General features: G+C 63.5%; 20 protein-coding genes and 1 pseudogene. 14 read left to right on the top strand and 7 right to left on the bottom strand.

Annotated features, from left to right (window positions below; genetic code table 11):
• Nucleotides 1-48: 48 nt before the first annotated feature.
• Nucleotides 49-435: pseudogene (locus tag NCS03_RS31290) on the bottom strand (ATP-binding cassette domain-containing protein); the annotation flags it as partial.
• A gap of 162 nt (nucleotides 436-597) precedes the next feature.
• Between NCS03_RS31290 and NCS03_RS23240 the strand changes: the two are divergent.
• From NCS03_RS23240 to NCS03_RS23290, 11 genes are all read left to right on the top strand, one after another.
• Nucleotides 598-1521: a peptidoglycan DD-metalloendopeptidase family protein gene (locus tag NCS03_RS23240; protein WP_250529887.1), complete on the top strand. Its 924-nt coding sequence runs from the start codon at nucleotides 598-600 to the stop codon at nucleotides 1519-1521.
• 54 nt (nucleotides 1522-1575) lie between these two features.
• Nucleotides 1576-2100, top strand: coding sequence for a septal ring lytic transglycosylase RlpA family protein (locus NCS03_RS23245; RefSeq protein WP_502801539.1), 525 nt, complete (start codon nucleotides 1576-1578; stop codon nucleotides 2098-2100).
• A gap of 104 nt (nucleotides 2101-2204) precedes the next feature.
• Nucleotides 2205-2429 carry a hypothetical protein gene (locus tag NCS03_RS23250; RefSeq protein ID WP_008349097.1) on the top strand — a complete coding sequence of 75 codons (225 nt, stop codon included), beginning with the start codon at nucleotides 2205-2207 and terminating at the stop codon, nucleotides 2427-2429.
• 368 nt (nucleotides 2430-2797) lie between these two features.
• Nucleotides 2798-3682 carry a ubiquinol oxidase subunit II gene (cyoA, locus tag NCS03_RS23255; RefSeq protein ID WP_175982658.1) on the top strand — a complete coding sequence of 295 codons (885 nt, stop codon included), beginning with the start codon at nucleotides 2798-2800 and terminating at the stop codon, nucleotides 3680-3682.
• Between the two features lie 3 nt (nucleotides 3683-3685).
• A complete protein-coding gene (cyoB, locus tag NCS03_RS23260; RefSeq protein ID WP_175982659.1) occupies nucleotides 3686-5695 on the top strand; it encodes a cytochrome o ubiquinol oxidase subunit I in 2010 nt (669 codons plus the stop codon).
• On the top strand, nucleotides 5695-6303 hold the full coding sequence (cyoC, locus tag NCS03_RS23265) for a cytochrome o ubiquinol oxidase subunit III (RefSeq protein WP_008349103.1): 609 nt from the start codon (nucleotides 5695-5697) through the stop codon (nucleotides 6301-6303). The genes cyoB and cyoC overlap by 1 nt, the downstream gene beginning before the upstream one ends.
• Nucleotides 6303-6635, top strand: a complete 333-nt coding sequence (cyoD, locus tag NCS03_RS23270; RefSeq protein WP_008349105.1) for a cytochrome o ubiquinol oxidase subunit IV — start codon at nucleotides 6303-6305, stop codon at nucleotides 6633-6635. The genes cyoC and cyoD overlap by 1 nt, the downstream gene beginning before the upstream one ends.
• Before the next feature lie 182 nt (nucleotides 6636-6817).
• Nucleotides 6818-7345 carry a 2,4'-dihydroxyacetophenone dioxygenase family protein gene (locus tag NCS03_RS23275; RefSeq protein ID WP_250529889.1) on the top strand — a complete coding sequence of 176 codons (528 nt, stop codon included), beginning with the start codon at nucleotides 6818-6820 and terminating at the stop codon, nucleotides 7343-7345.
• A gap of 56 nt (nucleotides 7346-7401) precedes the next feature.
• On the top strand, nucleotides 7402-8703 hold the full coding sequence (locus NCS03_RS23280; RefSeq protein WP_008349109.1) for an MFS transporter: 1302 nt from the start codon (nucleotides 7402-7404) through the stop codon (nucleotides 8701-8703).
• Between the two features lie 11 nt (nucleotides 8704-8714).
• Nucleotides 8715-9425: an SDR family NAD(P)-dependent oxidoreductase gene (locus NCS03_RS23285; RefSeq protein ID WP_033536512.1), complete on the top strand. Its 711-nt coding sequence runs from the start codon at nucleotides 8715-8717 to the stop codon at nucleotides 9423-9425.
• A 10-nt stretch (nucleotides 9426-9435) separates the two neighbouring features.
• Nucleotides 9436-10233, top strand: a complete 798-nt coding sequence (locus NCS03_RS23290; RefSeq protein ID WP_175982662.1) for an IclR family transcriptional regulator — start codon at nucleotides 9436-9438, stop codon at nucleotides 10231-10233.
• Between the two features lie 4 nt (nucleotides 10234-10237).
• On the opposite strand, the gene NCS03_RS23295 is transcribed toward NCS03_RS23290, so the two are convergent.
• On the bottom strand, nucleotides 10238-15286 hold the full coding sequence (locus NCS03_RS23295) for an autotransporter outer membrane beta-barrel domain-containing protein (RefSeq protein ID WP_250529890.1): 5049 nt from the start codon (nucleotides 15284-15286) through the stop codon (nucleotides 10238-10240).
• Nucleotides 15287-15523: 237 nt separating this feature from the next.
• Nucleotides 15524-16960 carry an AarF/UbiB family protein gene (locus NCS03_RS23300; RefSeq protein ID WP_250458182.1) on the bottom strand — a complete coding sequence of 479 codons (1437 nt, stop codon included), beginning with the start codon at nucleotides 16958-16960 and terminating at the stop codon, nucleotides 15524-15526.
• 151 nt (nucleotides 16961-17111) lie between these two features.
• Between NCS03_RS23300 and NCS03_RS23305 the strand changes: the two genes are divergently transcribed.
• Both NCS03_RS23305 and NCS03_RS23310 read left to right on the top strand, forming a co-directional pair.
• On the top strand, nucleotides 17112-18026 hold the full coding sequence (locus tag NCS03_RS23305; protein WP_250529891.1) for a serine hydrolase domain-containing protein: 915 nt from the start codon (nucleotides 17112-17114) through the stop codon (nucleotides 18024-18026).
• Nucleotides 18027-18182: 156 nt separating this feature from the next.
• On the top strand, nucleotides 18183-18593 hold the full coding sequence (locus NCS03_RS23310; RefSeq protein WP_008349118.1) for a hypothetical protein: 411 nt from the start codon (nucleotides 18183-18185) through the stop codon (nucleotides 18591-18593).
• On the opposite strand, the gene NCS03_RS23315 is transcribed toward NCS03_RS23310, so the two are convergent.
• Nucleotides 18569-19036, bottom strand: a complete 468-nt coding sequence (locus NCS03_RS23315) for a response regulator (RefSeq protein ID WP_250529892.1) — start codon at nucleotides 19034-19036, stop codon at nucleotides 18569-18571. The genes NCS03_RS23310 and NCS03_RS23315 overlap by 25 nt on opposite strands.
• Nucleotides 19037-19255: 219 nt before the next feature.
• Here NCS03_RS23315 and NCS03_RS23320 point away from each other — a divergent pair, with 219 nt between their 5' ends.
• Complete coding sequence (locus NCS03_RS23320; RefSeq protein ID WP_175982667.1) at nucleotides 19256-19495, top strand: hypothetical protein; 240 nt, start codon at nucleotides 19256-19258, stop codon at nucleotides 19493-19495.
• Here NCS03_RS23320 and NCS03_RS23325 read toward each other — a convergent pair.
• Genes NCS03_RS23325 through NCS03_RS23335 form a run of 3 tightly spaced genes read right to left on the bottom strand, consistent with a single transcriptional unit; the run spans nucleotide 19492 to nucleotide 23807 of the window.
• The gene (locus tag NCS03_RS23325) at nucleotides 19492-21039 is read right to left on the bottom strand and encodes an efflux transporter outer membrane subunit (RefSeq protein WP_250529893.1); all 1548 of its coding nucleotides are present in this window, start codon (nucleotides 21037-21039) and stop codon (nucleotides 19492-19494) included. The genes NCS03_RS23320 and NCS03_RS23325 overlap by 4 nt on opposite strands.
• A 1-nt stretch (nucleotide 21040) precedes the next feature.
• Nucleotides 21041-22627 (bottom strand): DHA2 family efflux MFS transporter permease subunit, encoded by a 1587-nt coding sequence (locus tag NCS03_RS23330; protein WP_008349125.1) that lies wholly within the window; start codon nucleotides 22625-22627, stop codon nucleotides 21041-21043.
• 4 nt (nucleotides 22628-22631) lie between these two features.
• Nucleotides 22632-23807 (bottom strand): HlyD family secretion protein, encoded by a 1176-nt coding sequence (locus NCS03_RS23335; protein ID WP_250529894.1) that lies wholly within the window; start codon nucleotides 23805-23807, stop codon nucleotides 22632-22634.
• Nucleotides 23808-24071: the final 264 nt, after the last annotated feature.

Consider the following 24071-nt stretch of genomic DNA (forward strand, 5'->3'; position numbering starts at 1 on the left):
GCGAGACGCCTATCCGCCGTGCGGATGCGGCGGCGCTGTGCCGCTAGCTCATGCGGCGTAGTCCGGACGGAGTAGTGCCTGTCGCGTCACGCGTTCTGCGATGCCAGCGCGATGCAACTCGCCGGATCGATCGAAAAACGGATGGTCCCCCGGACCGGCGTTTTGTGCGATGGATGCACACGCGCGAGCACGATCTCTCCGCCGATCATGAAATCGGTCGTGCCGAAGCTCGAAACGCATCCTGTCGCGTAGCTTTGCGTCGAGGTTCGAGAGCGGTTCGAACACCATGCCGGACTTGCGGCGATTCGGCGGCACAAAGGTCTCGTCGCGCGCCGAGAAAACGGTCACGCCGTTCACCGAAATCGATCCGCCGACCGGACGTTCCAGCCCGGCAATGGAGCGCAGCGTCGTCTTGCCGCAACCGCTCGGGCCGAGCCGCGTGGAACGCGATATGGCTGCTTTCATCGCGTCGAATGTCAGTTCCAAGCGTGGCGCCCGGCGAGCGCGCCTTTTTTTTCCACCGCATCGTCAAAGAGTGTCAACCGACGGTGTAACGGTCAACGCCGGACGCAAAACACCGTTATCCGCAATGACGAATTGCCGCTTCGCCTCGTGCAATTTGAGATAGAGCGATGTTCAGCAGATTCGAACTCGCTGCTTCCGCCGCCGCTGGCTTTTGCCGGCGTCGCATCCGCCAAACAATCCGATCAACACCACCAGCGCGGCATGGCAAAAGTGCGCCACTTCGCCTCTTTGCCGGCACCGAAGCTCAAAGAAGTCCAAATGATTAGCTCTGTCCAATCGCGCCGCCTGTCGTGCGCAGCATGTCTTGCCGTCGTCTTCAGCTTCGTTCTTGGCGGATGCGCCAGTCGAACGCTCGAGCAGACCGCGACCAAGCCAGCTTCGCAAACCGACGCTGCCGCTGCCCCGGCGGCACCTGCCGGCTTCTACCGCGTCACAGGCGCGGACACCCTCGCTTCGATCGCAGCCGCCTACGGTCGCGACCCGAACGCGATCGCCGCCTGGAACGGGCTTTCCGCCAGCACTCCACTGACGAACGGCCAACTGCTGCGGGTCGGTCCGCCATCGGCATCGGTTGCCGGCTCGGACGATTCCACGCAGCGGAGTGTGACCGCAACACGCTGCCGATCCGATTCCTTGTCCTGGCCGATAAAGGGCCCAATCCTGAAGCGCTTCGGCGTGGACGGGGTCCGGGGCGTTGTCATCGGTGGCGCAGCGGGAGACACGATCCGTGCGGCGAAAGGAGGACGCGTGGTGTATGCGGGTAACGAGATCGCGGGCTACGGCAGCCTCGTAATACTGAAACATGACAGTCGCTACCTGACTGCCTATGGCCATATCCAAAACGTTCTGACCAAGGAAGGGGCCGACGTAACGAAGGGGCAAGCCATCGCGACGATGGGCGCTCAAACGAATGGTCAGCCATCGCTGCTTTTCGAGGTGAGACGGGATCGTCAGCCAGTCGATCCCCTCCCCTACCTTTCCGACTGCGCTTCGTGATCCGTCGAACGTCAGGTCAGGTTACTTGCTCTCGAACAAAGCGATATGCACCGAATGAACATGCTTCAGCCGCGCATCCTCAGCGCCTTCGCCTGCATCCTGTTGATCGCCGGATGTGCAGCCTCTCTGTCGGAGCTAGGCAATGAGGGCGCTTCGACAAACCAACCGGCGAGCGCGTCGAGCCTGCCGGTTCAATCCGCAAACGACGATTGCGTTTCGACCGAAATCACTTCATCCGACCGGCCGGACGAGACACCGACCGCGCGCGCGTACCATCAAGCCGGGATTGCATCCTGGTACGGGCGAACGTTTCACGGTCGACGCACCGCCAGCGGCGAGCGCTTCGACATGTATGCCATGACAGCGGCACATCGCACGCTACCGCTCGGATCGTGGATCCGCGTCACGCTTCCGGGAGGGAGCCCGTCCGTCCTCGTCCGAATCAACGATCGCGGTCCGGTTTCACGCAACAGAATCATCGATCTGTCATACGGGGCAGCCGCTGCGCTGGGCATTGTCCGGCGTGGTTCGGCCCAAGTCGAACTATCGACCGATTCCGGTTTCCATACTCCGTCGTAGACTGCCGCTCCCATGTCTCGACTCTCACACAAGCGGGCAGCGTCCCCCCGCCTCCCGCTCACCAAGGCAATGCTCCTGCCATTGCCGCCTATGCACCGCAACTCATGACGCGCCGGTCCTGCATCTTCCTGTTCGTGCTGACCTACCTTCTGGGTTGCGTCCTGGCCGCGATGGACACCAAGGGGAGTCCGATCGACGTGATGCAGGCGACCATGTCCGCATGGAGCGCTTCGAACCGCGAAGCCGTTGCCGATGCGAGCCAGCGACGGCGCGATGAAATCGAGCGATCGAATGCCATTCGGGAATCCCGGCCTCTCGCCGGGCTTTAGCGAGAAGAACCGAAGAAGGCGCCTGGGCCGTGGCTTCACCCGGGCACGCGGCTCGGCTTCACCACGTGAGACGATCGAACCCGGCGAAGTTATCGCGGCGATCCATCGCGCGCGGCTCGAACACGCTTTGACGTCGCTTTATCACACTCGCAATTCCATCCCTTCGTTGTAGACTCGCCTGCTCCTTTCGGAGTAGGCAAAAAGTTCCGCCTTCGCGCGACACTCCGTCGCATCAACTTGATCTGAAACAAAATTTCAACCATTCGCGTCATCGCGAAAAATCGCGCGTGGCATGATCTTGACGCGGCGCAAAGCCGTGCAACGGCGTTCTTCCCGGGACGCTTCGATCATCGAAACCAGCGAATGCAATGAATGAAAATACCCAACGTTTAGCAGTGCCATTGTTATCGGGGTTGATAGCCAGTCTTTGTCTTTCGGGATGCAAGCTGGAGGTGTTGGACTCGAAAGGCGTGATTGGCGCAGCGGAATCGTCGCTGATCGCCACCGCGACTTACGCCATGCTTCTCGTCGTAGTCCCGGTGATCCTGCTCACCCTGTTCATCGCATGGCGCTATCGCGCGTCCAACACGAAGGCCACGTATGCGCCGAAATGGGCGCATTCCACGGCCATCGAAGTCGTGGTCTGGGCGATTCCCGCAGCCATCATCCTGTACCTCGGCATCCTCACGTGGAAAACCACGCACGAGCTCGATCCGTACAAGCCGCTGCAATCCGAAGTCAAGCCGATCAACGTCGAAGTCGTGGCGCTCGACTGGAAGTGGCTGTTCATCTATCCGGATCTTGGCGTCGCGTCGGTGAACCAGCTCGCGTTCCCGGTCGGCACGCCGGTGAACTTCCGCATCACGTCCGATTCGGTGATGAATTCGTTCTTCATCCCGCAACTCGGCAGCCAGATCTACGCGATGGCGGGCATGCAGACGAAGCTGCACCTGATGGCCGATCACGCAGGCGACTACGCAGGCATCTCGGCGAACTACAGCGGCAAGGGCTTCTCCGACATGAAGTTCCGTGCACTGGCCATGTCCAACAAAGACTTCGACGCGTGGCTGAAGCAGGTCAAGAACGCGCCCGAGAATCTGAGCATGGACGTCTACGCCGGCGTCGCGCGTCCGAGCGAAAAGGTCGCGGTGCGCTACTTCTCGACCGTCGATCCGAAGCTCTTCAACAACATCGTCGCGAAGTACAACTACGGCAACTCGGTCGTAGGCGCAAATTGTGTAACCAAGGGGTAAGCCATGTTCGGCAAACTAACGCTTGAGGCGATCCCGTACCACGAGCCAATCATCATGGGGGCGACCGTCTTCATGGCGGTCCTCGCGCTCGGTACGGTCGGCCTTATCACTAAACTCGGCAAATGGGGCTGGCTCTGGCGCGAGTATCTGACTTCGGTCGATCACAAGCGCATCGGCGTCATGTATCTGGTCGTCGCCGGGCTGATGCTCGTGCGCGGCTTCGCCGACGCCGTCATGATGCGCGTGCAACAGGCCATCGCGCTCGATGGGCCCGGCTATCTGCCGCCGCATCACTTCGACCAGATCTTCACGGCCCACGGCACGATCATGATCTTCTTCATGGCCATGGCGCTGCTGGTCGCGTTCTTCAACCTCGTCGTGCCCCTGCAGATCGGCGCGCGTGACGTGGCGTTCCCGTTCATCAACTCGCTGTCGTTCTGGATGACGGCCGTCGCCGCCATTCTGATCAACCTGTCGCTGTTCATCGGCGAGTTCTCGACGACGGGCTGGCTCGCGTATCCGCCGCTCTCCGAGACGCAGTTCAATCCGGGCGTCGGGGTCGACTACTATATCTGGGCGTTGCAGTTGTCCGGCGTCGGCACGCTGCTCACCGCGGTGAACTTCTTCGTGACGATCGTGAAGATGCGCGCGCCCGGCATGACGTGGATGAAGATGCCGGTCTTCACGTGGACGGCGTTCTGCTCGAACGTGCTGATCATGGCGACGTTCCCGATCCTGACCGTCGCGCTCGCGCTGCTTGCGCTGGACCGTTACCTCGGCATGCACTTCTTCACGAACGACGGCGGCGGCAACCCGATGGTCTACCTGAACCTGATCTGGGCCTGGGGTCATCCTGAGGTCTACATCCTGGTTCTGCCCGCCTTCGGCATTTACTCGGAAGTGGTCGCGACGTTCTCGAAAAAGCCGTTGTTCGGCTACAAGACGATGGTCTGGGCCACGTGCTGCATCATGGTGCTGTCGTTCCTCGTGTGGCTGCACCACTTCTTCACGATGGGCTCGGGCGCTAACGTCAATGCCTTCTTCGGCATTATGACGATGGTCATTTCCATCCCGACCGGCGTGAAGATCTTCAACTGGCTCTTCACGATGTACCGAGGCCGCGTGCAGATGACTTCGCAAATCCTCTGGACCATCGGCTTCGTCATCACCTTCACGCTGGGCGGCATGACGGGCGTGATGCTCGCGATTCCCGGCGCGGACTTCGTGCTTCACAACAGCCTGTTCCTGATCGCGCACTTCCATAACGCGATCATCGGCGGCGTGGTGTTCGGTTACTTCGCCGGCATTTCGTACTGGTGGCCGAAGGTGTTCGGCTTCAAGCTCGATGAAAAGCTCGGCAAGAGTGCGTTCGTGTGCTGGTTCGTGGGCTTCTTCGTCGCGTTCGTGCCGATCTACATCCTCGGCTTCATGGGTGCGACGCGCCGCCTGAATCACTACGACGACCCGTCGTGGCAGCCGTTCTTCATCGCCGCTGCCGTGGGCGTGGGCATCATCGCGCTGGGTGTCGTGTTCCAGGTCGCGCAGATCGTGGTCAGTATCATCCGCCGCAATCAGCCTGCGTATCGCGATGTCACCGGCGATCCGTGGGGTGCGCGCACGCTCGAGTGGTCCATCAGCTCGCCGCCGCCGGTCTATAACTTCGCGAATATTCCCGCTGTGCGCGAACTCGACGACTTCGCCGATGCCAAGGAACACGGCCGCATCGATACGCGTCCGTACCGCGACATCCACATGCCGTCGAATACGAGCGCGGGTCTGGTCATCGGCCTGTTCGCGCTGGCCTTCGGTTTCGCGGCTATCTGGCACATCTGGTGGCTCGCGGCTGCAAGCATGGTCGGCATCTTCGCGACGGCTATCGGTTACAGCTTCCGCGATAACGCCGGCTTCATCATCCCGGCCGCGACCGTGAAGTCGACCGAAGAGCGCAATCGTCCGCCGAAGACGCCTGCGAAGGCCGGCTCGGCTCGCGAACTCGAACTGGAGGCAATGTAATGTCGCAATCGACGCTATCCGCGCAACACGCGCATGGCCATGAGCACGAGCACCAGTCGCATTCGGTGTTCGGCTTCTGGGCCTATCTGATGACCGACTGCGTGCTGTTCGCGTCGCTCTTTGCAACCTTCGCGATGTTCGCGATGCAGACCGCAGGCGGCCCGACGCCCAAGGATCTCTTCAACCTGAAGGACGTCGCGTACGAAACGGGCCTGCTTCTCACGAGCAGCCTGACCTTCGGTCTCGCGATGATCTCGGCGACGCGCCGCAAGTCGGGCGCGGTGCTCGCGTGGCTGTTCGTCACGTTCCTGCTGGGTGCGGGCTTCCTCTTTCTGGAAATGCAGGAGTTCGCGCATCTGATCGCTGAAGGCGCGGGTCCGCAACGCAGCGCGTTCTGGTCGGCGTTCTTCACGCTCGTCGGCACGCACGGTTTGCACGTGTCCATCGGCATGATCTGGCTGGTCGTGTTGGCCGTGCAGATCGCACGCAATCCGCAAATGAACGAACGCGAATTGCGCCGTCTCGCTTGCCTGAGCCTTTTCTGGCACTTCCTCGACATCGTCTGGATTTGCGTGTTTTCCTTCGTCTACCTTGGGAGCGTCGTCTGATGGCACATGCTCATACCGAAACAAGCGATTTCCCGCACGTCACCGTGCGCGGTTATCTCATCGGCTTCGTGCTGGCTGTCGTGCTAACTGTGGCGTCGTTCTGGGCCGCGACCTCGGGCGCGTTCAAGGGCGAAAGCGCGATCGTCGCGCTCGCCGTGCTGGCCGCGGTGCAGGTGATCGTGCATGTGGTGTTCTTCCTGCACGTCAACTCGTCGAAGGGACAGCGCTGGCATGCGATCTCGTTTGCCTACACCATTCTCATGTCGCTGATTCTTATCGTCGGCACGGTTTGGGTGATGCATAACGTGCACATGCTGATGATGGCGCGCTAATCGCTCGGCTTCATCGCGTGATCTAAGGCGGACCTGCCGGTCCGCCTTTTTTTTCGTCCGTCGAAAAGGCGGTATCTGCACGAATTCATCATCCGTTGAAGAATCTTGACAATTCGCGGAACGAGGAAGAATATCTGTCCATAATTTGATTCACGAATCCACAATATGGACAAGGAGACGCGATGACCGCGCCAAAACCCGCGGCGGATGTCATGACGCCGTATCAACTTCCCTTCCCTAAAGAAGCGCAAAAGGAAATCGTCGTGCCGAGCGCGATTCCTGCCGACGAGCGCGAATGGGTGCCGCAGGCCGAAAACGTCTGGTTCCGTCCGCTGTGTCTGAACGTGTCGACCGGCTACTGGATGAACCTCCTGCGCGTGCGCAAATCCGGCGTGCTGTCGCGTCATCGTCATCCGCAGGCGGTCCACGGCATGGTGCTCAAAGGCCGCTGGCGCTATCTCGAACATGACTGGGAAGCGACCGAAGGCAGCTATGTCTTCGAGCCGCCCGGCGAAACGCACACGCTCTATGTTCCCGAAGACGTCGAGGAAATGATCACGTACTTCCAGGTGAACGGCGTGATGTTCTATTGCGACCCGTACGGCAACTACACCGGCTACGAAGACGTCTTCACCAAAGTCGACATGTGCCGCAAGCATTACGAATCGGTCGGACTCGGTGCCGACTTCGTCGATCAATTCATTCGCTAGCATCCACCCAAACTCAACCCTCTAACAGACTCGACAGAGCATTCGGAGGAGACAACATGCTGGAAAAATCACCGCGCCTGAAGCGCATTCAGTGGGTCGCGCTCACTTTTCTGACGCTCGCGGGCATCGTGAATTATCTCGATCGCAGCACGCTCTCGATCGCGAATCACTCCGTCACGCAGGAGCTCGGCCTCTCCGCCTCGCAGATGGGCCTGCTGCTCTCCGCGTTCTCGTTCGCGTACGCGTTCTCGCAGTTGCCCATCGGCGTGATGCTCGACCGCTTTGGCGCGCGCATCATGCTCGGCCTCGGCATGTTCGTGTGGTCGGTCGCGCAGTTGTTCGGCGGGCTCGTCACGAATCTGCATCAGTTTCTCGCGGCGCGCATCGCGCTCGGCATCGGCGAGGCGCCGCAATTTCCGGCGGGCGCAAAGGTCGTGTCCGAATGGTTCGCGCAACGCGAACGCGGCAAGCCGACGGGCATCTTCGTCACGTCATCGACCATCGGACCCGCGCTCGCGCCGCCCATCCTCACCGTGCTTCTGCTGTCCTTCGGCTGGCGCAACATGTTCATCATCATGGGCGCGCTCGGGATTGCGGTGTCGATCGGCTGGTACATCGTCTATCGCAACCGGAAGGACGTGAAGCTCGAATCGCAAGAACTCGCGCATCTGACCGAGGGCGAACCGGCGCAGCGCAAGGAACGCAACATGACGTTCGCGGAATGGCGCGGCCTTTTCGGCAAGGCGACGACGTGGGGCATGATCTTCGGCTTCATGGGCGTGATCTACATGGTGTGGCTGTATCTCACGTGGCTGCCCGCGTATCTCGAACACGAGCGTCATCTGACGATCGCGAAGACCGGCTGGGTCGTGACGATTCCGTATCTCGCGGGTACGCTCGGGATGCTGTCCTCGGGCTTCATCGCCGATGGTTTGATGGCGCGCGGCGTCGCCCCGATCCGCAGCCGCAAGTGGCCGATCTGCTCGGGACTCATCGGCGCGGCGCTGTTCACCGTGCCCGCCGCGTTCACGCCGAACCTGACGCTCGCGATCGCCTATCTGTCGGCCGCGATGTTCTTCGTCAACATGGCGAGCGGCGCCGCGTGGGCGCTCGTTTCCGTTGCCGCGCCGCGCCACATGGTCGCGTCGCTCGGCAGTATCCAGAACTTCGGCGGCTACTTCGGCGGCTCGTTTGCGCCGTTCATCACGGGCCTCGTCGTCGACAAGACGCATTCGTTCGTGAACGCGTTTCTGATCAGCGCGGGCGTCGCGTTCGCTGCTGCGCTCGTCTACATGTTCGTCGTGCGCGCGCCGATCGAGGACGCGGAGCGCCAGACCGAACCCGTTCCCGCCGTATGAATCGCACCGATATGACTTTTCAAGCTGATCTCTTCAAGGGCAAGACCGTCGTCGTGACCGGCGGCACGCAGGGCATCGGCGCGGGCATCGCGCAGCAATTCGCGGCGCTCGGCGCGCGCGTGATCGCCGCCGGCCTAGCGCCGACCGACGCGCCCGGCATCGAAGTCGTCGAACTCGATGTCGCCGATGCCGCCAGCGTCGCCGCGCTCTTTGCGCGTATCGATTCGCTCGACGTGCTCGTCAACTGCGCGGGCATGATCCGGCGCGGCGACGAGCACGACATCGAAACATTCGAGCGCGTGATCGCGGTGAATCTCAACGGCACGATGCGCATGTGCGCCGCCGCGCGTCCACTGCTCGCGCGCAGCAAGGGTTCGATCATCAACACGGCGTCGATGCTGACGTTCTTCGGCGGCGGACTCGTGCCCGCGTACAGCGCGAGCAAGGGCGGCGTCGCGCAACTGACGAAATCGCTGGCGATCGCCTATGCCGCCGAGGGCATCCGCGTGAATGCCGTTGCGCCCGGCTGGATCGCGACGCCGCTCACGCAAGCGCTGCAGAACGACGACGGCCGCTCGCAAGCGATCCTCGACCGCACGCCGATGAAGCGCTGGGGCTTGCCGGAAGACGTCGCGCGCGTGACGGCGTTTCTCGCGTCACCGGCGGCGTCGTTCATGACGGGCGCGATCGTACCCGTCGATGGCGGCTATCTCGTGGCATGATTCCCGCATCATGCCCTCAGACACCGCTTCCCTCGACGCCGCCAAGGCCACCGGCACCGCCGCCTTCTCGAAGTTCATGGCGGTGCTGCAACTCATTGCCGATGCCGGCGAACCGCCGACCATCGCGCGTCTCACCACGGCGAGCGGTTATCCGCGTCCGACGGTCTATCGCATCGTCGGCGCGCTAATCGCGGAAGGCCTGGTCGTCGAAAGCGTGCGCGGCGGATGTTACGCGCCCGGCCCGCGGCTGATGTCGCTCGCGAGCCGCAGTTGGGAGCGCTCCGATTTGCGCATCGCGGCCACCGACGCGTTGCAGGCGCTGCGGGACGCGACGCAGGAGACGGTGCATCTGGCAGTGCGCAGCGGCTCGGAGATGGTGTACATCGAGAAGCTCGAAAGCCCGCATGCGGTTCGCATGGCGTCGCGCATCGGCACGCGCGTGACGCTGTATTCGAGTTCCGTCGGCAAGGCGTATCTGTCGACGCAATCGCCCGCCGAACGCGATGCATTGCTGCATGGCCTGAAGTTCGAACGCTTCACACCGAACACGATCACCGATCGCGCCGCGCTCGACGCCGAACTCGACGCAACCCACGCGCGCGGCTATTCGGAAGACCGCGAGGAAAACGAGGCGCAGATTTTCTGCTACGGCAGCGCGATCGTCGGCGCGAATGGCGTGACGCTCGGCTGCGTGAGCATCAGCATTCCGCTGTTCAGAAAGAGCGCGACGCCGCTCGAAACCTACGTCGAGCCGCTGAAGGACGCGTCGCGCGCGATCGCGGAGCGTATGTCGCCGGGTACGCGTTGAAACGTCACCACACGTAGCGCGCGCCGACCAGACCTTCGTAGTTGTGATACCCGCCGTTGCCACCCTGATAGCCGAAGTTGGCCCACGCGCGCCATTGTTTGCCGAGCTGTCCCTGCGCGCCGACCTTGATCTCGTAGCGATTGTTCGGCCCGTCCTGCGACGCGACGACGTTGTTCAACGAAACCGCGTTGCCGCCCGTATCGTGCAGCCAGTTCACTTCGACGAAGGGCAGCCACGCGCGTGACTTTTCCGGGACGGGCGTCGTGAAAAGGCGCACGCCGAGGCGCGTCGTCAGATTCGTGCCGTTTTCGCTGTGAACCGTCGTGCCGACGCCGTTCGCAAAGTGATCGTCCTGCGAATAGTTTGAGTAAACCAACTGAAGCTGCGGCTCCGCGAACACCGGCCCGATGGACGTGTTCGCGACCGGCAGCGCCCATCCGCCTTCGACGGAATACGCCCACATGTGGCTCGAATACGTGTCGCCGGGAAGACCCTGACTATCGATCGAGTTGTTGAAATGCGCGTACTGCAGCCAGGTATCGACGTACGGTCCGGCGGCGCTCGCCGCGTTGCCGTGCCACGTCGCGTACACGCCGCCGCTCGCACCGTTGACATTGCCGCGCGCGGTTGCGCTGTTGTTCTGCGCGCTGGCATCCGTGCGCGATGAACCATAGCCCGCCATCAGCCCGACCTGAAAGCGCTGATTGTCGACCACGCGACGATAGACATCGATGCCGGCCTGAAACATCGCCGAATCCGTCGATTCGTCGATGCGCCCGCCGAGCGCGTTGCTGTCCGTATGCCCGCCGCGCACGCGGACCCACGCTGTCGAATCGTTCGATGCCGCGCCGTTGGCGGAGAACTGATCGGGAAAGCCCGCGCGATCGTGATATGTCTGCACGAACATGCTCTGCGCGGCTGCCTGATTGCCGAGATACGCGCCGGGCTCGGGCGGCAGCAACGCGCTCGTGCGCAAGTACCAGTCGCCGTCGTCGGGCGTATTCACGCCGCCCTTCGCGAGCGTGTATTCGTTCAGCCCCGCGATCACGCGGCCGTTCAGCGTGAAGACGCCGTCGGACTGGCCATCGACCTGAACGATCTGGATGCCGTTGTTCGTGAGTCCGCCCGATCCGTTCGCGTTGCTGACCCTGACCGATGTCTGGCCCGCCGTGTTGCCTTTCACGACGAGACGGTCGGTCGGCGAATCGTCCGTGGCGAGCGCGCTGGAAAGTGCGAGTTGTCCGCCGTTGCCCGTGTAATTGCCGTTGACCGTCAGCGTGCTCGCGGGCGTGACGCTCGCCATGCGGATCTGGCCGGCGTTCGTCAACGATCCGCCGATGACGAACTGTCCCGCAGGACCGTTGGTGAAGCCGGGCGCGGCGTCAGCGACCGCGAGCACGCCGTTGTTGACCACTGAGCCGCCGACGCCGCCGTACCCGCCGAACGTCGCGCCGGACGCGACGTTCACTTGCGGCGTGTTGGCGAGCTGTGCGCCGTTGGCGAGCACGAGCGATCCGGCGTTGACCTGCGTCGTGCCGGCGTAGGTGTGAACGCCCTGCAGTACGACGCTGCCGCTGCCTTGCTGCACGACGCTGCCGCTACCGCTGATCGCGCCGCCGTAGTTGTACGTGTTGCTGCGATCGAAGACGAGCGTGCCGTTATCGACGATATTGCCCGCAACGCCGCCCGACGCGCCGCCCGCGCCCAGCCGCAGCGTGCCCGCCTCGATGGTCGTCGCGCCGGGATACGTGTTGTCGCCGCTCAGCGTCAGGGTGTTCGCGCCGGTCTTGGTCAAATTGCCATTGCCGCTGATGACGCCGCTCAGGGTCGTATCGGTGTTGTTGTTCGCGGTGAGCGTCGCGCCGCCGAGCGTGACGTTGCCCGCGCCGGAAAGGCTGTTCGCCTGCTGATCGAAGCCGTTCAGATCGAAGGTCGTACCCAATGCCAGCGCGACTTGCGAACTCGCCGCGATCACGTTCGCCGCGCCCGCCTGGAGCGTGCCGCCATTGACGAGCGTGGCGCCGGTGTACGTGTTGACCTGTGAGAGCGTCAGCCTCCCTGCGCCCGCCTTGGTGAGCGTCTTGCCGTCCCAGTTCGTCGCGGGGTTGGCGGCCTGGTCGGCGAGCGGGGCTTCGAGATTGAACGAATCGCCGGCATCGGGCAGCGTGAACAGGCCGTTCGCCTTTTCGGGCGTCGTGCTGTAAGCGGCGTACCACGTCAGGCCGACGCCAACATCGAAGCTGTTCGGGCCGTAGGCCGCCGTCACCGTCGCGAAATCGACGTTGGTGGATGGCGAGCCGCCGATTTTCAGCGTATCGAACGTGCCGCTCAGGCCGTTCGTCGTGCGGATCTCCGGAATCACCGATGATGCCAACTGTTGCGGCGTCGCATTCGCTGGCGCCTTGAATCCCGCGAGATCGAAGGACGCGCCGGGTGCGATCGTAGCCGTGCTCGCGGTGATGGCGGTCGACGCGCCGCCCGCCACGTTGGCGAGCGTGCCGTTCATCGCGAAGTTGTTGCCCACGGACAATTGCGATTGCGACGACAGCAGCGTGACCGCGCCCGCGGCCGTCGTGAAATCGCCGGTCGTTGCGAACGCGCCGTTCTGGGCAAACGCAAGCGTGCCTGCATTGACGGCGACCGACCCTTGCGACGACCCGGTGCCACTCAGTAACGCCAGCCCCGCGCCGGTCTTGACCAGCGCGCCCAGTCCGCCCAACACGTTCGGCAACGCGCCCGCGCCCGCCATATCGAGTTGCAACGTCGCGTTGTTCGTGACATTGCCCGCGCCGAGCGCGTTGCTCGCCGCCGCGACCAGCGTGCCCGCGCCGATCACCGTATCGCCTGTATAGCTGTTCGCGCCGCCCAGCGTGAACGCGCCCGGGCCGAGTTTGATGAGTCCGCCCGTGCCGCTGATCTGGCCATCGAAGCGGGTATCGGCGGTGCTGTTTTGCCTGAGCGTCGCGCTGCCGAGCGTGACGTTGCCCGCGCCCGAAAGGTTGGAGACGAGCTGCGGCAGATTGTTGAGGTCGAACGTCGCGCCTCGCGCGATCTGCACGTCGCCGCTGCTCGTGATTGCGTTGCCGACGCCAGCCCGCAGCGTGCCGCCGTTGATGAGCGTGCTGCCCGAGTAGCCGGCGGGCGCCGAGACGATCAGCGTGCCGGGGCCGCTTTTCGTGAGCGTGCGGCCGTCCCATCCGCTGGCGAAAACGCCGAGGCGATTATTCAGCGGCACGTCGACATCGAAAACATCGGACGGCGCGCCGAGCGTGAACACGCCGTTGCCCTGCTGCGGCCCGGCGTTCCACGTCAGGCCGAAGCCGACGGTGTAGCTCAGGTTATCCGCGGTCTTCGCGCCGGAGACCGTCAGATAGTCGATCGGATTCGGCGTGCCTCCGAAGCCCACGTTGGTGAAATCGCCCGTGATGCCGCCCGTCGTCTGGACGATCGTGAACGCCGTGGATGTGAGGGCGCTCGCCGTGTGAGGCGCATTCGGGCCGAAGCCGCTCACGTTGAGCGTGCCGAGAAGTCCGGCGTTGGCCGCCGTGACGACGGGCTGCGTCGAATCGAGTCCGACCGTCAACTGGCTATTCGCCGACTGCGTGAACGTCGAGCCGACGCTTATCGTCGCGCCTGGCGAAAGCGTCGTGCCCGCGCCCGACCCCGTCGACCATGTGCCTGCATTGAATGCGCCCGTTTGCCCGAGAACGAGCGTGCCCGCGTCGACCTGCACGGAGCCTTGCGTCGAACCAACGCCCGTCAGCACCGCGCTGCCCGGCCCCGCGAACACCAGCGATCCCACGCCGGACAACGCGCCGCCCAGACCGACGGAATTTTGCGGTTTGAGGCTGAGCGTACCGTTATTGACGAAATCGCCCGATACCACCGAGCCGAGCGTGAGTGTTCCGCCCGAATCGATGAGCGTTCCGCCGCCGCCTTCCTGCGTCAGCGCGCCGTCGAGCGTCAGATTGCCGGTCACATGCAGCGCGGACGACGAACTTCCGCCCAGCGCTGCTCCCCCGTGCAAGGTCCAGTCACTGCCCGCGCTCGCCGTCAATTGCCCGAAGCCGTTACCCGGCGTGGCCACGAGACCACCATCGAGCGTGCCCGACCCGTTGAGCGTGACGGCATTGCCCGCGCCCTGGCTCAGAATCGCAACGTTGTTGGCGCCGGCGAGCGATGCGCCGCCGTTCAGCGTGACCGCGTTGTTCGCGCCGGCGAGCACGACGGCCGGTTGCGCCGAGCTCGAAATGATGCCGCTGTTTTCGAGAACGCCGCCGCTCTGCAACTGCACGCCGGGTCCGAGATTGCCAATGATCTGCCCCGAACCGCTGTTGTCGATGCGAACCGTGCCGCTCGATGCGCTCACCACGCCGCCGCGATGCCCTTCGGTCGTGCCGTCGTTGACGATGACTACATTGCCCGACACGATCGCGACGCCGCGTCCGAGCACCGCATCGCCGCTGCCCGAGCCGATCGTCGCCCCCGCATGGTTATTGATGATGACTGCCGCCGACGAATCGATCATCACGCCATCGCTCGACGACTTCACAATGCCCGCGCCGGCTGTCTGGCTGTCGATCGTGCCAAAGTTATCGATGCTTCCGCCCGTCGCCCCTCGATACGCGATCGCCTGCCCGATTCCCGCGCTGATGTCGCCGCTATTGGCGACGTTGTTGACCGCCCCGCCGCCGCTCATCACGACGCCGGAGACGTTGCCGAATATCTGTCCAGTCGCGGCGTTGGTCAGCGAGCCCCGGACGTTGTATCGAACGGCGGCGAGTCCGGTCAATGTGACGATCATGCCCGCGTTGTTCAGCGTCGCGCCGGGCTGACCGGCGACGGTGATCGCATCGCCGAGCACCGCCGACACACGCGTGTCCGGATCGACGCTATAGGTGAGATCGTCCGAGACGGTGACGCCGTCGAAGGTCGAATTGATCGGCCCGGCGTGGCTCGACGCGGCGAACGCCAGCAGAGTCGCCGCGGACAAAGGCTTCAGAGTGGTACGGAACAAAGTGCACTTGAGATGACCATCTCGCGATTTGCTCATGTCCTTGCTCCATCTTCTTGTCAACAGGCAGCCCAAACCGATCGATACGCCATTCTAGGAAACCACACCAGAAAAATATATAAGCTCTCCTCTTCGTTCATGAAACTCGATGTGCGTTTCCACAATTCGTTGACGCATTGCATAGCATTCCTTCGAATTTACGAAGACGAAGAAAATATGCAACGATGCGAACAACTGTTGCTGCGGAGAGAAAAATGAAACGCTTCGCTGCGCCCTTCAGTCCCGCCGAAACGCGCCCGCCGCATCCGCCCGCTGTGCGATGAGCCGCGGCAGACGCGGCAGTGTGTGCGGCCAGTGCGTCGCTTCGTGCGCAAAGCGCGCCGCCATGCTTCTGAAGCCGATCTGATCCGCCGCGAGCCGCACGATGACCCTGCGCGCGATCTTCCATACGTCGACGTCCGGCGCGATGTCCTCCGCGAGGCGCTCGATGCGTTCCGCCGAACGCGCGAGCAGCACCGCGCGCGACGCGATGCGCCCGTGCGACGCGCTGAACATATGTTCGGCGGGCGCCTTGCCGATCGCGCCGAACAGATGCGCGACACCGACCTTGCTGCGTGCGTGCGGCGAAGCAAAGCGCTCGGCTTCGCGCCGATACGTCGCTTCGACGCGCACTTCGTGATGCGTCGCATGCGTCTCGGGCCGGCCGTGCTCGAGATGTGCGCGCGCGGCCGCCTTGTGATCGCCCTCCATCAGCGCATGCGATACGCCGACGATGAAGTCGCGCTCGTGCGCCGCGAAGAACATCATCGGATTGTCGGCTTCCAGCACGATCTGGCCGCGCGTCTCGCCTTCGATGCCCACGCGCGCGCCCGCCGCGTCCAATCCCGCGTGATACAGCCCGACGCCCAGGGCCATTTCGAAGAACGCTTCGATGAGCGTCGCGAGGACATCGGCCTGATCGAGCCCGCATGACGCGAGCGCTTGCGCATCCGACAGTGCGGCCGTTTCGATCGCGCGTGTCGTCAGCACCGAATCGTTGCAATAGTCCCAGAGCACTTCGGGCACGGCGAGACGCGCGTCGTCGCGCAGGCGAAAGCGCAAGTAGCTCTGATCGGCGGCGCGCTGGCGCAAGTCGATCATCGCATCGACGCTCTCGCGTGAACGGCGCACCCATTCCACCGGATGCATCTCGCGCGCCTTCGCCGAACGGCGTTCCGCGAAACGCGCAGCCGCGAGCGCGAGGTCGAGATCGTCAGCGAGTTCGGCATGCGCGTCGGCGCGCAATAGCGTGACGCGCACCGCCATATCGCGGAGGCGCGCACGATGCGTCTGCTCCGCGATGCCCGAGCGCAACGGCACCGCGCTCAACTCGGTGAGTTCGAAGGAAAGCGCGGGCGGGAACGCGGCTCTGCAAGCGTCGCGAAAGCGCGTTGCGTCGTACGGCGTGAAGAGCCCGTCGAGTTCGGACAGCGCGACGCGCACCGCCGTTTCGGCAAGCGCCGGATGACTCGCGAGCGCGCCGGACGCGTTCTCCAGCACGCGCGAAAGTTGCGAGAGCGCGGGCACGCCGGCTGCCAGCGGCGCGGCGCGCGCGCCATGCGTGGCGAAGAAGCGCGCGACGCGCGTCATCGCTGCGCCGTCGCCGGTCAGATGGCTTTCGCGGACGAACGCCCGGCCAAGACGCCAGAGCGTCGCGAGTCGTCGGACTGACAAATTCGGGCTCGCTGAAAGTGAGTTGAAACCGCTGAAAGGCTGCGATGCCGCCGTGCGTGGCATCCGGATTGCTGACTATGTAACACGATTCGTTCCTGCATGCACGCGGACGAAACGAATCCTTCCTCATTTACTTCGTGATCCTTTTTAAATGACGACTTCTTCCTTACGCGAAGCGCTGACGAACGAATCCGGCGTGCGAAGCTTCATCGTCGCGCACGACGATGCGATCGCGTTCGAAGATTATCGTGAGGACGTGACGCCGGAATCGCTCGAAAACATCAACTCGGCCACGAAGACCATCGTCGCGCTTGCCGTCGGCGCGGCGCTTCGCGAAGGCGCGCTTCCGCCGCTCGATACCCCCGCCGCGCGCCTTGTGCCGCCCATGTGCGACACGGCGCTCGATCATCGCGTGCAGCGCATCACGCTCAGGCATCTGCTCACGATGACATCGGGATTCGAATGGGACCAGCGCACCATCGACGACTGCGTGCTCGGCAGTTGCGAGCGCTTCTCGGACGATGAAAGCCGGCTGCGCTTCATTCTCTCGCGGCCCTTCGCGAGCGAGCCGGGCACGCGCTTTCAATACGATTCGCACGCGGTCCAGTTGCTGTCGCTGGCGCTCGAATCCGCGACGGGGCGCACGCTCGCCGATTACGCGCGCGACACGCTGTTCGCGCCGCTCGGCATCGAAGCGAGCGAATGGATCAGCGACGAGGACGGTCACACGTTCGGCGGGCGCGGTCTCCTGCTGCGCGCACGCGACATGATTTCGCTCGGCGTTCTGATGATACATCGCGGCGCATGGCGTGGCGCGCGCATCGTCGACGAAGCGTTCATCGACGATGCCATGTCGGTGCAAAGCGACGGCGGCCCGCCGATGGACGCGCACTACGGCTATCTCTGCTGGATCGATCCGCGTTATGTCTTCGCGGCGGGACACGGCGGCCAGTTCATCTTCATCGCGCAACGAGAGCGGATCGTCGCGGCCACGACGTGCGACAGCGGCGATGCACATCGCAACATGCGCGACCTGTTCGAGCGTCATGTGCTCGACATGGCGTGAAAGAGACGGCGCGACTGTATCTTTTTGTCGATGCACATTTCGGATTAATCTCAATACGGTATCTTATAAATGCGTCGCCTGGACGCATTCACATCAAGATCGAGAAAACTTCGAGCGCCGTGCACGAAGACTCATAACGATAAAAAGAGAGGCGCCATGCAACACCATTCCGAACCGCCGATGGCGAAAGCGATGTACATCCTTGGGCAGATCGGCGCGATCATCTGTCACGAACGCGGGCCGCGCCCGCAGACCGCGGTGCTGACGAAAATGGCATCGCGCCCCGCCGAGGGTTTCTCGATAGCTGTTGCGAGCATGAACGAAATGTGCCCGCCGCGGCGCGGAGAGCGCCGCGCGCTGCTGCAATGGAAGCACAAGGAGATCGGACGCCTGCGCCGCATGCTGCCCGATCCGCTGCCGACGGCTGCATCCGCGCATACGCAGATGCCGTTCTGGGCCGGCTATTGTCAGTACTGGGAAGACATGTTGAAAGCGGACGCAGAGCGCGATGTCGAACCATTCGCGCCGAAGCTCGAACTCGTTCAGCGCAAGCGCACCGATGCATGATCGCCCTCGCCTTGACGCGCCGAGAAATAATCGCGCAGCACCGCGATCATGCCGTCGAGTTCGGTCGGCTTGACAAAGTAGCCGTTGAAGCCGGTGCGCTGCGCGCGCGACAGATCCTGCGGATCCGTGCAACTCGTATGCGCGAGCAGCAACATCGACAGATCGATGGCGCGGATCGCTTCGGCCGCTTCCCAGCCATCGCCGAGCGGCATCATCAGATCGAGCAGTACGACGCCCGGCCGCCACTTGCGCGCGAGCGACACGGCGTCGAGGCCCGTGTGCACCGCGCGCACGGCGAAGTCGGCGTCTTCGAGCGCGAGACAGATCGCGCGCGTCGCGTCCATGTCGTCATCGGCGATGAGCACGCGCGGCTCGTCGCAGCACGTCGCGCGCGGCGGAATCTGCCACAGCGCTCGCGTGGAAACACGTTCGTGTCGTTGCATCGTTCGGGCCTCGGAATGAACGGAGATGAGAGCAACGATCATTCCCTCGCGGGCCCGCAAAAGCGTGGCGTCAGGCGGCATGCGGCGCGCCGACGTTACACTTCGGGATTACCCGGTGGCTGTCGCGGCGCGTCGATGCACGCGCGCCGTGCAGGATTTGCATCGTCGTCGCATGAGCGTCGACGATGGTGCATTCATCTCCAAACGAGAGGCTAATCGATGTTCGTCGTGTATTGGCTTGGCGACAACCCTGACGCCGAAGGCGCGGCACGCTACAAGCGCTTCGATGCGAACGCGCTCGCCGATGCGCTGCGTTTCGCCGAAGACCTGCGCCGCCGTCAAGCCGCTGGCGAGAACATCGGCTTCGTCACGCTATGCAGTGAAAACCCGCATTCGGTCGGCAAGCCCGGCGTCGCCGATCCGCCCGCCGACTACGACTGGAAAAAGCGCAGACGTTAGTTTTGCGCGGTCGCGGATGCGTCGTCCTGCCATCCGCCGCCGAGCGACTTGTACACGGCGATGAGATCGGTCGTCACATTGACGGTCGATTGCGCGAGCTGCTCGCGCGTCTGCGCAAGCTGACGTTCGGCATCGAGCACGGTCACGAAAGGCGTGAGTCCTTTGCGATAACTGTCCGTCGCGAGTTGCAGGCTGACGCGATTCGCCTCGACCGTGCGCGTGAGCGCCGCGCGCCGGTCCTGTTCGGTCCGATACGAAACCAGCGCGTTATCCACTTCCTGCAACGCGTTGAGCACCGTCTGCCGATACTGCAACGCCGCTTGCCCCGCCTGCGCCTTCGCCACGCGCACGTTCGCGCGCAACGCGCCGCCTTCGAAAATCGGCAGCGAAATGCTCGGCCCGACCGACCAGAACAGGCTCGACCAATGCGCGAGATAGCGCGCCTTCGTTGCACGCGTGCCGACCTGCCCAGTTAGTGAGATATCCGGATACATCTGCGCCACCGCGACGCCGACTTCAGCGGTCGCGGAATGCAGTTGCGCCTCCGCGCGGCGAATGTCTGGACGACGGCGCGCGAGCGTCGACGGCAAGCCGATCGGCACGACCGGCGGCACCGGCGGCAACGCGCGCGCATCGGACAGTTCCGCGTCGAGCGTGCCCGGCGCGTTGCCGGTCAGCACGGCGAGACCGTTCATCGCCTGCGCGATCTGCGCATCGAGCGTCGGCAGTTGCGCCTGCAACGATCCGACTTGCGCGCTCGCGCTCTGCACGTCCTGCTGGCTCGTCAGGCCGACGCGCGCCTGTTCGCGCGTGAGATCGAGAATCTGCTCTTCGGCGTCGATCTCGGCGAGTGTGATCTGCTTGATCGCCTGCGCGCCGCGCAATTGCGCATACGTGCGTGCGACTTCCGATTCGAGCGAAACGAGCGCGTCGTTGCGATTTTCGATTTCAGCCTGCGTCTGCGCATTCGCCGATTCCACCGAACGCCGCACGCGGCCAAAAAGATCGAGTTCCCACGATGCGTCGAAGCCGTCCTGAAACAGCGTGACCGGACCGGTCGCGGAATCGAGTCCCTGACGGATCTGCGCGCCGTTCGCGCCGAGACCGTCGAGCTTGTCGTACACGCCTTGCGATTCGAGCAGGCCTTTCAAGCCGAGTTGCTGGCGCTTCACGCTCGCATTCGCGCTCAACTGCGGCAAGCCCTGCGCCGCCGCCGACACGCTCTCTTCCCGCGCCGCCGCGATGCGCAGCACCGCGCTCTGCAAATCGAGATTGCCCGCGATGGCGCGTTCGATCAGCGCATCGAGCGTCGCATCGTTGAACTGCTTCCACCAGCGCGGATCGGGATCGGCGGAAATCTGCGCCGTCGATGGCGCGTCGGCATGGGGCACGCGCGGATCGTCCGGCGCGTTCTGCGCGCGCTGCGTGTCGCGCCAGTTATCGGGAACATCGGCTTTCGGCGGCGTGAAATCCGGGCCGACCGCGCACGCGCTCAATGCGAGCGCGAACATCGGAATGAACGGAATGATTGGACGCAGCTTCATCTCAATGCCCTCCCGCCTGGCCCGAAGCCTTCACGGGCGAAAAGAAAAACGTGAGCGGTATGAACATGAACGCGAAGATCGCGCACGCGGCGAACACGTCGAGATACGCGAGGATGGTCGCCTGCGATACGAGCGTCTTGTACATCTGCCCGGTCGCCGCGGACATCGCTTGCGACATCGTCTGGCCACTGTCCATCAGCGTGCGCGCGATGCGTTGCACCGACTCGTTGTACGGCTGATTGAGCGGCGTCAGATGCTCGACCATATGCGCCATGTTCGCCTGCGTGCGCTCGCGGATCATCGCGGTCGCGAGCGAGATGCCGATCGATCCCGCGACGTTGCGAAACATCGTGAAGAGCGCGGAGGCATCGTTGTTCAGCGACTTCGGCAGTGACAGATACGCGAGCGTCGTGACCGGCACGAACAGAAAGCCGATGCCGATGGATTGCGCGCTGCGCATCTTCGTCAGCGTCACGTAATCGACGTTCGGCACGAGATGATGCGAATACAAGAGCGCGCATCCCATCAGAAAGAAGCCGAACGCGACGAGAAAGCGCGTCTGGATCACGTTCATCAGCTTGCTGACGACGGGAATCAGGAACACGATGCAGATCGCGCCCGGCGAGAGCACGAGGCCCGCGAGCGTCGCCGTGTAGCCGAGCTGCTGTTGCGCGAGCTGCGGTATCAGCACGGCGCTGCCGTACAGCACCGATGCGAATCCGACGATAGCCGCCGAACCGAGCGCGAAGTTGCGATCTTTCATCACGCGAAGATCGACGACGGGCCGCTTCGCGTACAGCAGCCAGAATGTCGCGCCGACGATGCCTACCGCCGCGAGCACCGCGAACGTCACGATGAAGTTCGACGCGAACCAGTCGTCGTCCTCGCCGCGATCGAGAAATACTTGCAGACAGCCGAGCCCGAGCGCGATGAGGCTGATGCCGACCACATCGATGCCGATCTTCTTCGGGTCTTGCCGTTTTTCCCACGGCGGATCTTCGACGAACTGCATCACCGCGATGGTCGTCAGCACGCCCACCGGCACGTTGATGAGAAAGACCCAGCGCCAGGTGAAGTTATCGGTGATCCAGCCGCCGAGCGTCGGCCCGAGCACCGGCGCGACGACGATCGCGACCGCCGAGATCGAGAACGCGCGGCCGCGCTGCTCGGGCGGAAAGGTATCGAGAATGATCGATTGCTGGCTCGGTTGCAGGCCGCCGCCGAAGAAGCCCTGCAGAATCCGGAAGACGATCAGTTCACCGAGATTCGACGCGATGCCGCACATGAACGAGCAGACCGTGAACGCCCCGATGCAGATGAGAAAGTAGCGCTTGCGCCCGAGTATCTTCGAGAAGTACGCCGAAAGCGGCAGCACGATGCCGTTCGCGACGAGATAGGACGTGAGTGTCCACGTCGCTTCGTCGTAGCTCGCGGACATCGTGCCGGAAATGTGCGGCAGCGCGACGTTCACGATGGTCGTGTCGAGCACTTCCATGAACGCCGCGAGCGTGACGACCACGGCGATGAGCCACGGATTCGCGCTCGGCTTCCAGCCGCTGTGGTCGTGTTCCGCGGTGCTGTCGCTCATGATGTCAATGGCGCAGCATGACGGTCGGCACGACCGAAAGCCCGAGCGGCAGCGATGTGCCCGGCTTCAATCCATCGTCGATGACGATCTTCACCGGCACGCGCTGCACGATCTTCACGAAGTTGCCCGTCGCGTTTTCGGCGGGGAACGCGGAGAAGCGCGAGCCGCTGCCGAGCTGCACGCTGTCGACGTGGCCGTGCAGCTTCATGTCGGGATACGCATCGACGTCGATATCGACCTTGTCGCCCGGCTGCATCCGATCCAGTTGCGACTCCTTGAAGTTCGCGCTGATCCAGACGCGCGTCGTGACGAGCGAAAGTATCGACGTGCCCGCCTGCAGGAACGTGCCGTATTGCACGTTGCGCTTCGTGATCCAGCCATCGGCGGGCGCGCGCAGTTCCGTGTACGAGAGATTCAGTTGCGCCGATTCGACTTGCGCCTGCGCCTGCCGCACTTGCTGACGCCGCTCCTCGACGGTCGCCAGGACTTGCGCGATCTGCTGCGGCACGAGGCTCGCGGTGCGGACCTGCGCACGCGCCTGCGCGACGTTTGCCTGCGCGCTCTTTTGCTGGGCGTCCGCGGTGTCGATGTTTTGTTGCGACGTCGCGCGGATATCGACGGAATGCTGCCGCTCGTACGCCGCGCTCGCCTGCGCGAGATTGGCGCGCGCGTTGAGCTCCTGCGCCTGGGCCTCTGCGAGCTGCGCTGGATACTGCACGCGCGCCACTTCGAGCTGCGTTTGCGCCGCGTGCAGTTGCGCCTGCGCGAGACCGAGCTGCGCGTTGGCCTGATCGAGTTGCGCCTGATAATCGCGCGGATCGATCCTGATGAGCAGATCGCCTTTGTGCACGAAGCGGTTGTCGTCGATGTTCATCGTCACGACATAGCCCGATACCTTCGGCGCGATCGTGACGGCATCGCCGTCGGTGTAGGCGTCGTCGGTGCTGACCTGATTGCGCGTCAGAAACCACCAGACGAACGCGCCGATCGCCAGCACCACGACGACGACGCCCAGAATGATCAGCGGCTTTTTGCCGGGCTTCTTGCGCGCTTTGTCTTCCGCTTTGTCTTCCGCTTTGTCTTCCGCTTTGTCTTCCGCTTTGTCGCCGTCGTCTTTCGCGTCCTTGCGCTCATTCTCGCGCGCTTCGTCTTGAGTATCGGAGTCGTCTCGGTCTGACATCGCCGCTCGCTATCGGGTAATCGGGTGAGACCCGGACGAACGCCGGGCGAAGTTGCGCGAATGCCGGAGCGCTCGGACGCTCGATCAAGGCATTCGGAAGGCACACGATCAGCAAACGGTATTCCCTTACGGTTTCGATACGCGAAGGCGCAGCGGCGCGGGCGCAATGGCCAGCGATCCAGTCGCTTTGTAAAAGATGCAATTGCGCGCTCATTTCCCGCTAACTTTGCGAGCCGATCATCCGCTCTGAACCAAACAGACGGA

Source organism: Caballeronia sp. ATUFL_F1_KS4A, assembly GCF_023630905.1.
Lineage (GTDB): Bacteria > Pseudomonadota > Gammaproteobacteria > Burkholderiales > Burkholderiaceae > Caballeronia > Caballeronia zhejiangensis.

Coding starts and splice junctions, on each gene's coding strand:
- cyoC (WP_008349103.1), top strand. CDS start 5,695: ATGTCGCAATCGACGCTATCCGCGCAACACGCGCATGGCCATGAGCAC.
- cyoD (WP_008349105.1), top strand. CDS start 6,303: ATGGCACATGCTCATACCGAAACAAGCGATTTCCCGCACGTCACCGTG.
- NCS03_RS23295 (WP_250529890.1), bottom strand. CDS start 15,286: ATGAGCAAATCGCGAGATGGTCATCTCAAGTGCACTTTGTTCCGTACC.
- NCS03_RS23285 (WP_033536512.1), top strand. CDS start 8,715: ATGACTTTTCAAGCTGATCTCTTCAAGGGCAAGACCGTCGTCGTGACC.
- NCS03_RS23305 (WP_250529891.1), top strand. CDS start 17,112: ATGACGACTTCTTCCTTACGCGAAGCGCTGACGAACGAATCCGGCGTG.
- NCS03_RS23325 (WP_250529893.1), bottom strand. CDS start 21,039: ATGAAGCTGCGTCCAATCATTCCGTTCATTCCGATGTTCGCGCTCGCA.
- NCS03_RS23245 (WP_502801539.1), top strand. CDS start 1,576: ATGAACATGCTTCAGCCGCGCATCCTCAGCGCCTTCGCCTGCATCCTG.
- cyoA (WP_175982658.1), top strand. CDS start 2,798: ATGAATGAAAATACCCAACGTTTAGCAGTGCCATTGTTATCGGGGTTG.
- NCS03_RS23290 (WP_175982662.1), top strand. CDS start 9,436: ATGCCCTCAGACACCGCTTCCCTCGACGCCGCCAAGGCCACCGGCACC.
- NCS03_RS23280 (WP_008349109.1), top strand. CDS start 7,402: ATGCTGGAAAAATCACCGCGCCTGAAGCGCATTCAGTGGGTCGCGCTC.
- NCS03_RS23320 (WP_175982667.1), top strand. CDS start 19,256: ATGTTCGTCGTGTATTGGCTTGGCGACAACCCTGACGCCGAAGGCGCG.
- NCS03_RS23250 (WP_008349097.1), top strand. CDS start 2,205: ATGACGCGCCGGTCCTGCATCTTCCTGTTCGTGCTGACCTACCTTCTG.
- NCS03_RS23335 (WP_250529894.1), bottom strand. CDS start 23,807: ATGTCAGACCGAGACGACTCCGATACTCAAGACGAAGCGCGCGAGAAT.
- NCS03_RS23310 (WP_008349118.1), top strand. CDS start 18,183: ATGCAACACCATTCCGAACCGCCGATGGCGAAAGCGATGTACATCCTT.
- cyoB (WP_175982659.1), top strand. CDS start 3,686: ATGTTCGGCAAACTAACGCTTGAGGCGATCCCGTACCACGAGCCAATC.
- NCS03_RS23275 (WP_250529889.1), top strand. CDS start 6,818: ATGACCGCGCCAAAACCCGCGGCGGATGTCATGACGCCGTATCAACTT.
- NCS03_RS23330 (WP_008349125.1), bottom strand. CDS start 22,627: ATGAGCGACAGCACCGCGGAACACGACCACAGCGGCTGGAAGCCGAGC.
- NCS03_RS23315 (WP_250529892.1), bottom strand. CDS start 19,036: ATGCAACGACACGAACGTGTTTCCACGCGAGCGCTGTGGCAGATTCCG.